This window comes from Sphingobium sp. B11D3B (assembly GCF_025961735.1).
In the GTDB taxonomy this organism is placed as follows: Bacteria; Pseudomonadota; Alphaproteobacteria; order Sphingomonadales; family Sphingomonadaceae; genus Sphingobium.
In genome coordinates, this window is record NZ_JAOQOF010000001.1 from 3513375 (window position 1) to 3526620 (window position 13246).

General features: G+C 64.7%; 12 protein-coding genes. 5 read left to right on the top strand and 7 right to left on the bottom strand.

Going from position 1 to position 13246, the window contains the following annotated elements:
* Window positions 1-41: 41 nt before the first annotated feature.
* The 4 genes from M2333_RS16255 to M2333_RS16270 form a co-directional block, all read right to left on the bottom strand.
* The gene (locus M2333_RS16255) at window positions 42-383 is read right to left on the bottom strand and encodes a hypothetical protein (RefSeq protein WP_264587864.1); all 342 of its coding nucleotides are present in this window, start codon (window positions 381-383) and stop codon (window positions 42-44) included.
* Between the two features lie 142 nt (window positions 384-525).
* On the bottom strand, window positions 526-1116 hold the full coding sequence (locus tag M2333_RS16260) for a JAB domain-containing protein (RefSeq protein WP_264612447.1): 591 nt from the start codon (window positions 1114-1116) through the stop codon (window positions 526-528).
* A 138-nt stretch (window positions 1117-1254) separates the two neighbouring features.
* The gene (locus M2333_RS16265; protein WP_264612651.1) at window positions 1255-3777 is read right to left on the bottom strand and encodes an ABC transporter permease; all 2523 of its coding nucleotides are present in this window, start codon (window positions 3775-3777) and stop codon (window positions 1255-1257) included.
* Window positions 3778-3785: 8 nt separating this feature from the next.
* Window positions 3786-4487 (bottom strand): ABC transporter ATP-binding protein, encoded by a 702-nt coding sequence (locus M2333_RS16270; protein WP_264612448.1) that lies wholly within the window; start codon window positions 4485-4487, stop codon window positions 3786-3788.
* Here M2333_RS16270 and M2333_RS16275 point away from each other — a divergent pair.
* From M2333_RS16275 to M2333_RS16285, 3 genes are all read left to right on the top strand, one after another.
* On the top strand, window positions 4486-5238 hold the full coding sequence (locus tag M2333_RS16275; protein ID WP_264612449.1) for an arylesterase: 753 nt from the start codon (window positions 4486-4488) through the stop codon (window positions 5236-5238). The two genes, M2333_RS16270 and M2333_RS16275, sit on opposite strands and share 2 nt — an antisense overlap.
* Window positions 5239-5328: 90 nt before the next feature.
* Window positions 5329-6036 (top strand): toll/interleukin-1 receptor domain-containing protein, encoded by a 708-nt coding sequence (locus M2333_RS16280; RefSeq protein WP_264587860.1) that lies wholly within the window; start codon window positions 5329-5331, stop codon window positions 6034-6036.
* Between the two features lie 591 nt (window positions 6037-6627).
* Window positions 6628-8253 (top strand): NAD(P)/FAD-dependent oxidoreductase, encoded by a 1626-nt coding sequence (locus M2333_RS16285; RefSeq protein WP_264612450.1) that lies wholly within the window; start codon window positions 6628-6630, stop codon window positions 8251-8253.
* A 176-nt stretch (window positions 8254-8429) separates the two neighbouring features.
* On the opposite strand, the gene M2333_RS16290 is transcribed toward M2333_RS16285, so the two are convergent.
* On the bottom strand, window positions 8430-8870 hold the full coding sequence (locus M2333_RS16290; RefSeq protein WP_264612451.1) for an aconitase X swivel domain-containing protein: 441 nt from the start codon (window positions 8868-8870) through the stop codon (window positions 8430-8432).
* Window positions 8867-10156 (bottom strand): aconitase X catalytic domain-containing protein, encoded by a 1290-nt coding sequence (locus M2333_RS16295; protein ID WP_264612452.1) that lies wholly within the window; start codon window positions 10154-10156, stop codon window positions 8867-8869. Before M2333_RS16295 ends, M2333_RS16290 begins: the two co-directional genes overlap by 4 nt.
* Before the next feature lie 201 nt (window positions 10157-10357).
* Between M2333_RS16295 and M2333_RS16300 the strand changes: the two genes are divergently transcribed.
* Window positions 10358-11173, top strand: coding sequence for an arginyltransferase (locus M2333_RS16300; protein WP_264571292.1), 816 nt, complete (start codon window positions 10358-10360; stop codon window positions 11171-11173).
* Between the two features lie 584 nt (window positions 11174-11757).
* On the opposite strand, the gene M2333_RS16305 is transcribed toward M2333_RS16300, so the two are convergent.
* Complete coding sequence (locus M2333_RS16305) at window positions 11758-12246, bottom strand: GAF domain-containing protein (RefSeq protein ID WP_264592497.1); 489 nt, start codon at window positions 12244-12246, stop codon at window positions 11758-11760.
* 118 nt (window positions 12247-12364) lie between these two features.
* Here M2333_RS16305 and M2333_RS16310 point away from each other — a divergent pair, with 118 nt between their 5' ends.
* Window positions 12365-13246, top strand: coding sequence for a hypothetical protein (locus M2333_RS16310; protein ID WP_264612453.1), 882 nt, complete (start codon window positions 12365-12367; stop codon window positions 13244-13246).

Genomic DNA, 13246 nt, shown 5'->3' on the forward strand with positions numbered 1-13246 from the left:
AATCAATGCTGCTCTTCAACGGAGTGAGAGCAAAAGGGGGCCTATTTGGAACCCACGCCATTGCGGACGATCAGCTTTCCATTGTCTTCCGCGATCAGAGCTTTGTCGCCGTTATAGCGAATATGGCTGCGCGCCATTTTTGCACATTCGGCGTCATGATTGATTTGGCGCGCGACCCATCGTTTCCAGGCAGGCTGCTGCAAAGCCCGGCACTCGGCTTCATAAATGCCGCAACTATGGGCGGCCCGCATTTCTTTGATTAACAGCAGCCAACGACTTCGATCTTTCGGAATGCCCTCCTCTGGAGGCTGGCGGTCATAGTCCACACGGTCTTCTGGGCTTTCCATAAGCCGATCATAGCGATCACTTTGTTCACTGCCCATGCCTTTTCTGAGATATTGCTGTGGGCCACAGAGCATCAAAGTGGACTGACTGCATCCCCAGCAGGTTCTGCCAGCCGACATGGCCTGAAGTCGCTTCCTTCAGCCGTGCCAGGCCTGCGAGCCATTGCCGCAACCCCGCCCGCTACAACAGGCCGTGTTCGGCGAAGCTGAAGACGGCCTGACCGGCAAAAACCCAGTGGTCTGCGACTTGAATGTCCAAGGGGCGCGCCGCTTTGCAGATTTGGTCCGTCATGATCCGGTCGGCCTTGCTGGGTTCGGCGATGCCGGAGGGGTGGTTGTGGGCAAGAATGATGTGCGCCGCCCCGAGGATGATCGCGGTCATGACGATTTCGCGGACATAGACCGGGGTGCTGTCATATCCCCCGGACCAATGAGTACGGCTCTCGATGACGTGTTTGAGCTGGCTCAGATAGACCACATGGAAGTGCTCGATCCGGCAATGCCCGATTTCCGCAGCAAGGTGACGCTTCAACTTTTCGACATCGAGGGGCTGCGTGGTCTTCAACGCTTCGGATGCCAGCACGCTGAGATGAAGGCTCCGAAAGTCCTTGATCGCGCGTATCTGCGCCTCCGAAGCGCCCCGCAATTTGAGGACGTCCGGTGGAGCGTGGACCAGCTCAGCCAGCGAGGCGAATTGCCTCGAAAGCTGCTTTGCTATCGCCCATGGCCGCGGCAGGCCGTAGAGCGCAAAAAGACCTGTCAAATGGCTCAAGGAATGCTTCATCGGCCGTTTGATGATCCGTTAAATGGTCATGCTTCTGAGATGCATTAACCATAAGAGGGACCCTAGGCGCCTGTAAAGCGGACTTATGTCTACAAGTGCACATAAGCTGTGGACAAATTTCTACCCTTACAATTCCCGCAGGGCCCGCGAGGGCCGCAGCGACATCAGTGGGATCGATCCCGCCAGCCCGATGCCTAGCGTGATGATCGCGCCGCCCGCCAGTGTCGCCAGCACCACGCCCCAGTCCGGCGCCCAGCCGAACTCGAAGACCTGCACGATCACGTACCAGGCCGCGCCCATGCCCAGCGCCAGCGAGACCAGCGCCAGCGTGGCAGCGAGCAGCGCATATTCCATCGCCTGCGTGCCGAGGATCTGCCATCGCGTCGCGCCCAGCGTCTTGAGGATCACGCTGTCATAGCTGCGCGCTTGCCGCGAGGCAGCGATGGCGCCGATCAGCACGGCGACGCCCGCGAAGATAGCGATGGAGGCCGCCGCCACGATGGCGCCGGACATCTGCTCGAGCAGCCCGCTGATCTGCTCGACCACTTCGGCCACCGCGATGACCGAGACGCCGGGGAAAGCAGCGAGCAGCGCGCGCGTCACGCCCGCGCCTTGCGCCTCGTCCATGGTAATGGTGGCGGTGAGGCTGTGCGGTGCACTCGCCAAGGCGCTGGGCGAGAAGACCATGACGTAGTTGAACCCCATGCTGTCCCAGTTCACCTTGCGCAGCGAGGCGATTTTGGCCTCGATCTCGCGGCCGAGCACGCTCACCGTCATGCTGTCGCCGATCTTGAGGTTGAGCGTCTTCGCGGCTTCCTCGTCCAGCGAGATGAGCGGCGCCCCGGCATAATCGGGCGCCCACCATTGCCCTGCGACCAGATCGCTCCCTTCCGGCAGGGTCGCGCTATAGGTCACGCCGCGCTCGCCGCGCAGGAACCAGGCGCCCTCGGGCAGTTCCTCCATGTCGGCGACGCGCTGCCCGGCATAAGCCACGATGCGCCCGCGCAGCGCCGGCACGACGTTCAGCTCCGCCGCCGGCGCCTCTTTCGCTACGATCTGCCGGAAGCGCGCTTCCTGATCGGACGGGATATCGAGCACGAACTGGTTGGGCGCCTTCTTGGGCACCGTCCGGTCGATCTCGGCAGTGAGGCTGGTCTGCACGCCGGCCAGCGTGACGAACAGCGTGAGGGCAAGGCCGAGCGCGATCACCAGCGCGGACGTCTGCGCGCCGGGGCGATAGAGATTGGCGATGGCGAGGCGCCAGAGCGGCCGACGCGGGCGAGGCACCCGCCGGGCGATCGCGCTGATCCCCCAGCCAAGCAGCAGCAGCAGGCCGAGCACCGCCGCCGTCGCCCCCAGCACTGCAGCCGAGAACAAGGGCTCGCGCGCCGTGCCGAGCGCAATCGCCAGTACCGCCAGCACGCCCAGCACCACGCCCGCGACGCTGCGCCGGTCCAGCCGGCTGCGCGGCTCGACATGCGCGCGCAGGATCGCGGCGACCGGCAGCGTCCGCGCGCGGTCCAGCGGCGGGAGGGTGAAGATATAGGCGATCAGCAGGCCATAAGCCGCGCTGGTGATGAGCGGCAGCGGATGGATGCGGAAGCCCGGCTGCACCGGCAGCACATCGCCCAGCACGGCAATCAGCGCCGGCGGCAGCAGCGCGCCCACGATCAGCCCGCAGGCAATGGCAATCGCCGCCACGGTGCCGATCTGCATGAGGTAGATGCGCTCGATATCCGCCGAGGTTGCCCCCAGCACCTTGAAGGTCGCGATGCCCCCGCGCTTGATCGCGAGATAGGAGGAGACGCCATTGCTCACCCCGATGCCCGCGATCACCAGCGCCGTGAGGCCGATGAGCGAGAGGAACTGCCCCATGCGCTCAATGAAGCGACTGGTGCCCGGCGCCGCATTCTCCCGGTCGCGGAACGACCAGCCCGCCTCGGCCTGCTCGTCCTCCAGCCGCTTGCGCAGCGCCTCGACATCGGTGCCCGGCGCCACGCGCACGCGATATTTGCTCTCATAGAGGCTGCCCGGCTGGATCAGCCCGGTGCGCCGCAGACCTTCTAACGAGACGATGGCGACCGGCCCGAGCGTAAAGCCTTCGCCCACCCGGTCCGGCTCGTCGGCGATGATGCCGGCGATGGTGAAGGTCGCGGTACCATAGCGCAGCGCGCCGCCGGGCCGCACCTGCAAGCGCTCCGCCAGCGCCTCGCCGATCATGATGCGGTCGGCGGCAAGCGGGGCATAAGTCCCTTCGCGCAGCAGCAGCTTGCCATAGAGCGGATAGGCGCCATCGACGCCCTTGAGTTCGGTCAGCACCGCCGCCGGGCCATCCGTATCGTCGGCCCCCACAGCATTCGCCATGGCCCGCAACCGGATTGTCTCGCTCATCGTCCCCAGCGCGCGCAGCGTCTGCTTCTCAGCCTCGCTTGCCTCGCGCTGGCTCATCCGCGCCTCGATATCGCCGCCCAGGATCGTCTGCCCCCGCGCGGAAATCTCGCTGGTGATGGATGTCGTCAGGCTGCCGATTGCCGCCAGCGTCGCCACGCCCAGGAACAGGCAGACGAACAGCAACCGCAGCCCCCGCAGGCCCGCATTCAGGTCGCGCCGGGCAATGGACCAGCTTGCCCGCAGGCCCAAAGCCCTCATGCGCGTCGTCATGCGGGCGCGCCCTCCACGATCAGCCCGTCGCGCATCTCGACGATGCGGTCGCAGCGCTGGGCCAGATCGGGGTCGTGGGTGATGATGATCAGCGTCGCGCCGCTCGCCTGCTGGCGGGTGAAGAGCAGGTCGATAATCGCCGCGCCCGTGTGCCCGTCCAGATTGCCCGTCGGCTCATCGGCAAAAATGATCTGCGGTCCCGGCGCCACCGCGCGTGCAATCGCCACGCGCTGCTGCTCCCCGCCGGAAAGCTGCGCGGGATAATGGTCGATGCGATGCCCGAGACCCACCGCCGTCAGCTCCGCACGCGCGCGCGCAAAGGCGTCCTCAAGCCCCGCCAGCTCCAGCGGCACCGCGACATTCTCTACTGCCGTCATCGTCGGCAGCAGGTGGAAGGCCTGCAACACGATGCCGATCTGGCCGCGCCGCGCCCGCGCCAGCCCGTCCTCATCCAGCGTGTTGAAATCCGTGCCCGCCACGCTCACGCTGCCGCTGCTCGCCTGCTCCAGACCAGAGAGCACCGCCATCAGCGAGGACTTGCCCGATCCCGATGCGCCGAGGATCGCAATGCTCTCCCCGCGCATTATGTCCAGGTCCACGCCCTTGAGGATGTCCACCTTCGCCTCGCCCGTGCCGAGCGAGAGGGTGACATTGCGGGCGCGGATCGCGATATGGGAGGCATCGATGGGTGCATGCATGCGGAAAGGGCCTCGCGTGGCAAAGACGTTTACTCGTTATGGTGTCTCACTGCTGCTTGTCCAAGCACTGCTCGCCTGTTCTCCACAAACTCCTGACACTCAGGGGGATGCCAGTGCCGGCAATAACGCCGCCGCAGCCCTCTCCAATACGGCAAATGCCACTAACGCCAGCAGCGCCCCGGCCGCGGACCGCAAGCTGGTCGTGGTCTTCGGGGATAGTCTCTACGCTGGTTACAATCTTGGGCCACGCGAGGGCTTTGCCCCGGTGCTGGAGCGCGCGCTGGAGGGGCAGGGCGTGCCCGCGCAGGTGGTCAATGCCGGCGTCTCGGGCGATACCACCGCAGCCGGCCGCCAGCGCCTCGCCTTCACGCTGGATGGGCTGGAGCGCAAGCCGGATCTCGTGATCGTCGGCCTCGGCGGCAACGATATGCTGCGCGGCCTGGAGCCCAAGGAAACCCGCGCCAATCTCGATGCGATCCTCGCCGAGCTGCAAAAGCGCGGCATCCCCATCATGCTCACCGGCATGGTCTCCGCCCCCAATATGGGCGCCGACTACGCCAAGGCCTTCGATCCGATCTTCACCGATCTCGCGAAGAAATACGACGCCCCGCTCTACCCCTTCTTCCTCGATGGCGTGGTCGGCAACCGCACCCTCATGCTTCCCGACGGCATCCACCCCAACCCGCAAGGCGTGGAGAGGATTGTGGGACGGGTTGGGCCGATCGTTGCGGGGGTGTTGAAGGGGGAGTGAGGGGCCGCTCGGCTGTACGCCCGCTCTGTCTATGCGGTCTAGTGCATTATTGGTGTTTTCGCTGGTCTCAATGTCGAATAAGAGCAAGCCATGCGGGCAGCTGAGCGGATGGAGTTGTTAGAGAAGGTCGGTACTGAACTGCAGCGCCGGTATACCTTCACTGATATCGACGCCTTTTTTGCAGCGTTGAATATTTCGACTGCAAGTGTGGAAACTTGGGGCGGCGTTAATAGCAAACGCGTCTATGCGAAGGCCGTTTTATCGCATGTTCCCGAGAACGATTTGCTGCGTGTGGCGCAGGAGCTTGATCTTGTTCCAGCGGGGAAGTTTGAGGCGGTCAAGCCGCCGATGAACTGGCAGGGAACAAAAGCATTTCGCCTGTTCATTTCGCATATCTCAAAAGACAAGTTGATTGCGACCCGGCTGAAAAAGGCCTTGGCTTCGTATGAAATCGCCGGCTTCGTTGCGCACGAAGACATTCATCCCACCTTGGCATGGCAAGATGAAATCGAACGCGGATTGCAAACCATGGATGCGCTGATTGCAGTTCACACTCGCGGATTTAAAGACTCAACGTGGTGCCAGCAGGAGGTGGGTTTTGCGCTCGGCCGCGGCACCAAGGTGATCTCATTCAAGATGGACGAGGACCCGACCGGCTTTATCGGAAAGCATCAAGCGCTTCCGCGTAAGAATCGGACGGCAGAGCAGATCGCAGAGGAGATCGACAAGCTTTTGGAGATCGATCCGAGGACAACGGAGCGTCTAAACGAAGCGAGGGATAGTGCTATTCCGTTCTAGACGGGATAGAAAAATTTTGAATATCGTAACACTTTAAGCCATCGCGGTAGCTGCCTGCCTGGACGTGACCGTGGTCCTTCTTGTAGCGGCCATAAAATCGCTGATAACCGGCATTCCTCTAGAAAGATTGGTAGAGTGATTTCGATCCTTCAAGCTGGCATTTTCCTATTGTTGCTATTCGCTGGCTTGCGCGCATTTCAGATGTTTCGGACAGGCACGATCAAAACCTTTGACGAAGACGGACCAGTCTTGTTTATAACGCGGCGAGATCAGCCGCTCATCTATTGGACAATTATTGTGTGCTTTTATGTGGTTTTAACGGTCGTGGCGGCTTGCGCTGCTGTATTATAGTTCGTGCGTGAATTGCCGATGCGTGCAGATACAACTTAAACGTCGCCGGTTCGCTGAGCACCCAAAACTCGCCAATTGAATCCTTTAGACGTTGCCTGAAAGCAGCTGGTCGGTCAGCCTTGGGGCCTGCCTAGGCGGCCTAGCTAACTTGTTTTCAATAAAATTCCGGCGCTTGGAACAAGCAGGTTCGCACCCATCACCCCCATTCCCCTTCCGCCTCACACGCGCTAGGGCGGCGCGATGATCCGCCTGACCGGTCTCACCCTGCCTCTCGATCACCCGGACGATGCGCTCGCGCCCGCCATTGCCGCGCGCCTGGGCATTCCGCAGACCGATCTGCTCAGCCATGAGGTCGTGCGGCGCGGCAATGATGCGCGGCGCAAGAGTGCGATCCTGCTCGTCTATTCCGTGGATGTCGCCCTGCGCGACGAAGCCGCCGTCCTGGCGCGGTTCGCGGGCGACAAGGATGTGCGCCCGCGGCCGGATACGGACTATCGCTTCGTCGCCCGCGCGCCGGAGGGCTGGTCCGGCCTGCGCCCGGTCGTCATCGGCGCCGGGCCGTGCGGTCTGTTCGCGGGGCTGATCCTCGCGCAGATGGGCTTCCGCCCGATCATCGTGGATCGCGGCAAGGTGGTGCGGGAGCGGACCAAGGATACCTGGGGCCTGTGGCGCCGCTCGCAATTGAACCCGGATAGCAATGTCCAGTTCGGCGAGGGCGGGGCGGGCACCTTCTCGGATGGCAAGCTCTATTGCCGCGTGAAAGACCCGCGCTTCCTCGGCCGCAAGGTGCTGGAGGAGTTCGTCCGCGCCGGCGCGCCGGAGGATATTCTCACCGAGGCGCATCCGCACATCGGCACCTTCCGCCTCGTCACCATGGTGGAGAGCATGCGCCGCACCATCGAGGGGCTTGGCGGCGAATATCGCTGGCAGACGCGGGTGGACGGGCTGGAGCTGGATCGCAGCCCGGACGGCAACATGGCCCTGCGCGGGTTGCATCTGCACGATGGCAGCTTTCTGGAGACCGATCATGTCGTCCTCGCTGTCGGCCACAGCGCCCGGCCGACCTTCGAGATGCTGCACGAGCGCGGCGTGTTCATCGAGCCCAAGCCCTTCTCCATCGGCGTGCGCATCGAGCATCCGCAGGCCTGGGTGGATGAGGCGCGCTACGGGCGTTACGCCAAGCATCCGGTGCTCGGCGCGGCGGCCTATAGCCTCAGCCATCACTGCGCCAACGGGCGCACTGTCTACAGCTTCTGCATGTGCCCCGGCGGCCGAGTGGTCGCGGCGACCTCCGAAGAAGGGCGCGTCGTCACCAATGGCATGAGCCAATATTCCCGCGCCGAGTTCAATGCCAATTCGGGCCTTGTGGTCGGCATCGATCCCGCGCGCGATTATCCCGATGGCCCGCTGGCGGGCATCGCGCTCCAGCGCCACTGGGAGTCGCTGGCCTTCGTCGCGGGCGGCTCCAATTATTGCGCGCCGGGGCAGACGGTGGGGGATTTCCTGGCCGGACGCGCCTCCACAGAGCTGGGCAGCATCACCCCCTCCTACAAGCCGGGCGTGACGATGACGGACCTATCATCGTGTTTGCCGGATTTCGTGCTGGAATCCTTCCATGAGGCGATCCCCGCCTTCGGCCGCCAGATCGCGCGCTACGATCATCCCGATGTGGTGATGACTGGCGTGGAAACGCGCACCTCCTCGCCAATCCGCATCACCCGCGGCAAGGATTATCAGAGCCTCAACGTCGCCCGCCTGTTCCCCGCCGGCGAGGGGGCGGGCTATGCCGGCGGCATCCTCTCGGCGGCGATGGACGGCATCAAGGTCGCCGAGGCCGTGGCGCAGAGCATCATGGCGCGGCGGTGAGGTAGCGAGCCGAAGCCTGCGCGGATAACTTCACGCCCGGTTCCTCTTCGTCATTCCCGCGAACGCGGGAATCCAGGTCAGCGCTTGCGCTATGAGGCAGTGTCGAAGCTGGATTCCCGCGTTCGCGGGAATGACGAAGGATGAGGATCAAGGGAAGGCCGATCCGCACACGCCGTTTACCCCGGCTTGCGATCCCAAACCATAATCGTCCCGGCATCGCCATCCACCCGCACCCAGTCGCCGGTGCGGATGGCGTCGAGCGGGTCCTGGTCGCACTCGGTGACCGTCGGCGTGCGCATCACCACGGCGCCGAGCGCGGCCTTGGTGGTCATGATGTTGAAGACCATCGCCACCGGCGAGGCGCCGCGCAGCTTGGACATGTGGAAGATGCTCGACCAGCCCGAGGAGCCCTTGGCGCCGGGGAAGACCAGCACCTTGCCTGCAAAGCTCTGGCCCTTCAGCTCATGGCGGCTCTCGATCACCGTGCCGCTCATCGGGTTGACGCCGCCCCAGCCGGAGATCGTCTCGCGCGTCACCAGCGCCTCGCCCTCGGCGACGCCGGGCACGACAGAGCGACCGCGGATGATGAGGCGGGGCTTGTCCAGAACGTCGCTCATGCCAGGGCTCCTTTCCACTTGCCGGTACAGGCCGCGTCCACGCAGTCGGCGGTGGTGCCATACCAGCCCTCAATGCCCATCATTGCCGGCAGATAATGTACCTGCTTGGCGCTATCGAGCGCCGCGACCTTCGTGCCCTTGGGCACCGCCTGGCTGATCGCCGAGCAGGTGTCGGTCATGAGGTAGGCGCCGGCATCGCGCAGGATCTTGGTATAGCCGTTGGCGTCCGCCGTCGCCTTCACCGCGCGGCTGGTGAACACCCACAAGGCGCTGTTGGCGCTCACCTTGCGCCCTTCGATCAGCGCGCAGACCTGGGCGATCTGCTCGATGGAATAATGCGGGCAGCCGAGCATGACATAATCGACATCCTCGCTGGAGCCGACGCTGTTCAGCGTCTCATAGATGCGCCGCCGCGCCGCCGCGTCATAGACGAAGCGCTCGCCCTTGGCTGCTCCGCCGAAGGCCGTCTCCACGCTCGGCGCCTCGGGGGTGATGCCGACCATGTGATACATCTCGACGCCGCCGGACGAGGCCGCCGCCGCGCCGAAATGCTTGTGGCGGATGAGGCTCGCCTCGCTGATGTCCCCGGTGATGACGGGGATCGTGTCCTGCACCGCATCGCCGACGAAATAACCGAGCATCCCCCATTCGAAGATGCTGTCGACCGGCACTTGCACGTCCACGCTGTGCTGGCCCTTGCGGAAGTCGTCGCGATGGAAGCCCCAGTCGGGAATGCGCTTGGCCAGCATCGCGGCGCTGGTGGATTCGCGTCCCTCGCAATTGGTCCGCGCGCCAATGACGGAGTTGGCGAACACTACCGCGCTCGATTCCATCCACGCGCAATGCTCGCCCATCACCGGCACATTCCCGGCGAGATAGGGCGTGCAGGTCTTGAGGATCTGGATGCCGTGGGCGGCGACTTCCGCCTCGTCAGAGACGAAATTATCGTGCGCCTCCGTCGTCATGCCCTGTTCCTGCCAGAGGGTGGGGTCCATGCCGCCCTGCAGATGGCACGAAAAGGCGTTCATGCGCGGCACGTCCACCACTTCGTCGCTGTCGAGATCGAAGCGGGAGAAGACGGCGCGGTAATCGCCGCCGTCTGCCGCATAATAATCCTTCACCCATTGCGGGGCGGAGCCAGGCACGCCGGCAACGTTGTTGGTCTCAACGAAGCGCTCCGCGCCGAGCGCATCGGCATAGCGGATCAGCAGTTCCATGGCCTTTTGCGTCGCGGCGCCGGACTCTCCGTCCAGCATGGCTTGTTCGGCATCGGTCAGCATCACCATGGCGGGCTCTCCATTATTCGTTACCTTACTATCGATCAGGATGGCGCGAGAAGCAAGGCTCGTGATTGTCGCGCAGCGCGAAGTCTGCCCCATCGGGCACAGAAAAATCCGTGGTAAATGCTCTTTTCACACTGGGGGGATAGAGGCATAGTCTCCTGAGCCATTGAATCACGGGCCTTTGCCGGGCCGCTGGGAGTTGATGTGAGCGCTGCTTTCCGCTTTCCGCGGTTCTTCATGACCAATGCCGGACCGTGCCCCTATCTGCCTGGGCGCACGGAGCGGAAGGTGTTTACCGAACTGACCGGCGAGCACGCGTCCGAGCTCAACGACGCGCTGGGCCGCATCGGCTTCCGCCGCAGCCAGAACGTCGCCTATCGCCCGAGCTGCGCGGATTGCACGGCCTGCGTCTCGGTGCGGATCGTGGCGAACGAATTCAAGCCCAACGCCACGCAACGCCGCCTCGTGCGCCGCAATAGCGATCTGGTGGTGCGGGCGTGCAAGCCTTGGTCCACCGACGAGCAGTTCTCGCTGCTCCAGCGCTATCTCGCCGCCCGCCACCCGACTGGCGGCATGACCGAGATGGACGAGATCGACTTCGCCGACATGGTCGAGCAGACGCCGGTCGAGACCTATCTCATCGAATATCGCGAGCCGGGCGAAGACGGCCGCCCCGGTCGGCTGATCGGCGCCTGCCTGACGGACAAGCAGGGCGATGGGCTGTCGATGATCTACAGCTTCTTCGAGCCGGAGCTGGAAGGCCGCAATGGCCTCGGCAGCTACATCATCGTCGATCACATCCTGCGCGCCCAACGCGCCGGCCTGCCTTATGTGTACCTCGGCTACTGGGTCGAAGGCTCGGACCGGATGAATTACAAGGTCCGCTATCAGCCAATGGAAAAGCTCGGTCGCGCCGGCTGGGAGCGGCTGGTGCTGCCGGCAGGCCAGTCCGACACCCCGAATGCCGCCCGCCCGGAACAGAGCCTGACTCGCGACCATGAGGGGCGGGTTCTCAAATAATCGGCCTGCGTCGGTCTGAACGGGGGGTGTCGTGCGCGCGGGCGGTCGTGCGCTATGAGTTCCGCACTTGAGAGCAGGTAAGGCTGAGCCTGCGGCTGGAAAGTCGTGGGGAGTGGTCTTTGCCAAACATCCCCGTTCGTGCTGAGTAGGGTCTGAGTGGCGCCGCAGGCGCGTATCGAAGAGCCGTATCGAAGCATCGCAGCGCATAGGCTGGTCCTTCGATACGCCGCTTTCGACAAGCTCAGCAGCTCCTCAGGACGAACGGACGGGAGATCCGCAATGTCGTCGCGCCCGGAACGTCCGCTTTCGAGCTAAAAACTCGAAAAGCCGCTCTTTGTGCAAGAGCGCCTCGTGCACACCCCCCACCCCGAAACGCTAAGGGTCCGGCCGCTCGAAAGCTGCCGGACCCCTGCTGGAAAGCCCCCCGGTTCCAGTTCGCTCGGGGCGTGTGGCCGCGATGTTGCGCCTTGCGGCCATGCGCCTTGGTGCGAGCGATAAGGGGAGGCTATCAATGCCTTACCGGCTTGGCGAGTCCGCTCGCCCCGTCGCGCGTCCCAAAGTGGATCAGCCGAAAGGCCCCTGCGTCAGCCTGCCAGAGCGGGGGCGATTGCTGCGCAGAGCGCGTCCAGCCCGGCGGCGTCGGCCTCGTCGAAGCGGGCGGGGCGGGGACTGTCGAGATCGAGCACGCCGATCAGCGCGCCTTCGTGGATCACCGGCACGACCAGTTCCGATGCGGAGGCGGCATCGCAGGCGATGTGGCCAGGGAAGGCGTGGACATCCTCGACGCGCTGGACCTGCCGGGTCGCCGCAGCCGTACCGCACACGCCGCTGCCCGGCGCGATGCGGATGCAGGCAGGCTTGCCCTGAAACGGGCCGAGCACCAGCACATCATCCACCAGCCGGTAGAAGCCAGCCCAGTTGAGGTCCGGGACATATTGCCAGATCAGCGCCGCGACATTCGCCATATTGGCGATGGCGTCCGGCTCGCCCTCGGTCAGCGCGCGCGCCGCAGCGAGGAGATCGGCATAAAGAGCGGGCTTGTCGCTGCCCGTCGCGGGAGAAAAATCGTACATGCCTGCCATTTAGGTGTCGCTTGTCCCCCGCGCCAGCCTCTTGGCTCTTGCGGATCGGGCCGCCGCATGGTCTTCAGGCGCTGGATTATCGGGCGGTTAACGAAACGGGGAAGCAGCCATGGAGCCGATCGGGCAGACAGGCGTGAGCGAAGCGGAGGAGATGCGGGCGCTGGGCCGGGACGTCGGGCGCCGTGGCGTGGAGCGGCTGGGCACCGGCATGACGCGCTTGGTGGAGGAGACCTCCGCGCTCTATCGCTGGGCGCTGACGATGCTGGTTCTGTTGAATGCCGGCGGCCTTTGCCTCAGTCTGCTCGCACGGGACAGTCTCGGGCCGGATGCCTTGTCGCAGGTGGCGCTGACCTTCTTTGGCGGCATGATGATGGCGCTGCTGGCGGCGCTCGTCGGTCTCGCGCTCACGGTCCCGCTGGCCGGAGCGATGCGGCGTGCAATGACGGATTGGACCGAGGTTTCGCTGTCCGGCGAGCTGAGCGACGCGGCGACGACCTCCGCCCGCCACGTCCGCCGGATGGGGACGGTGTGGATCGCCGCAATGGGCCTGGTCGGGCTGATCGCGCTGGCGTTGTTTGCGGCGGGGGCGCTCATGCTCGGCGAGCGGCTGGGCGCCTTCGGTCCCGCCAGCGAGCCCGCCGCTGCGGTGGAGAGCGTGGTGCCCGAGGCCGCGTCGAACAGCACTGCGCCTGCCAGTCCTCTGCCTGAAGCCGCCGCGCCGCCGGCGTCGGCGGTTGCTCCGGCGTCCAGTCCTGCTACGCGCCCGGTCCCAAGCCAAACACAGGCGCAGCCACGCGCCGCGACAGCCGCACCTGCGCCCGCAGCGCGGAGCGAGCGGCAGGCTTCACCGCCGCCGGCCAGATCCGCGCCTGCACGCACCACATCGCAGCCCGCGTCCACGAATCCGGCCCCGCCTCCCGCCGCGTCCGCGCCTTCGGTGCCGAGTGAGGCGCCGCTGCTGTCTCCCAGCGCGCCGGCCACCGGAAACTGA

What these genes read in the sequence shown, in the direction of transcription:
- M2333_RS16305 (WP_264592497.1), bottom strand. Translation starts at nt 12,246, where the DNA reads ATGTACGATTTTTCTCCCGCGACGGGCAGCGACAAGCCCGCTCTTTAT.
- M2333_RS16270 (WP_264612448.1), bottom strand. Translation starts at nt 4,487, where the DNA reads ATGCATGCACCCATCGATGCCTCCCATATCGCGATCCGCGCCCGCAAT.
- M2333_RS16285 (WP_264612450.1), top strand. Translation starts at nt 6,628, where the DNA reads ATGATCCGCCTGACCGGTCTCACCCTGCCTCTCGATCACCCGGACGAT.
- M2333_RS16310 (WP_264612453.1), top strand. Translation starts at nt 12,365, where the DNA reads ATGGAGCCGATCGGGCAGACAGGCGTGAGCGAAGCGGAGGAGATGCGG.
- M2333_RS16290 (WP_264612451.1), bottom strand. Translation starts at nt 8,870, where the DNA reads ATGAGCGACGTTCTGGACAAGCCCCGCCTCATCATCCGCGGTCGCTCT.
- M2333_RS16255 (WP_264587864.1), bottom strand. Translation starts at nt 383, where the DNA reads ATGGGCAGTGAACAAAGTGATCGCTATGATCGGCTTATGGAAAGCCCA.
- M2333_RS16275 (WP_264612449.1), top strand. Translation starts at nt 4,486, where the DNA reads ATGCGGAAAGGGCCTCGCGTGGCAAAGACGTTTACTCGTTATGGTGTC.
- M2333_RS16265 (WP_264612651.1), bottom strand. Translation starts at nt 3,777, where the DNA reads ATGAGGGCTTTGGGCCTGCGGGCAAGCTGGTCCATTGCCCGGCGCGAC.
- M2333_RS16280 (WP_264587860.1), top strand. Translation starts at nt 5,329, where the DNA reads ATGCGGGCAGCTGAGCGGATGGAGTTGTTAGAGAAGGTCGGTACTGAA.
- M2333_RS16295 (WP_264612452.1), bottom strand. Translation starts at nt 10,156, where the DNA reads ATGGTGATGCTGACCGATGCCGAACAAGCCATGCTGGACGGAGAGTCC.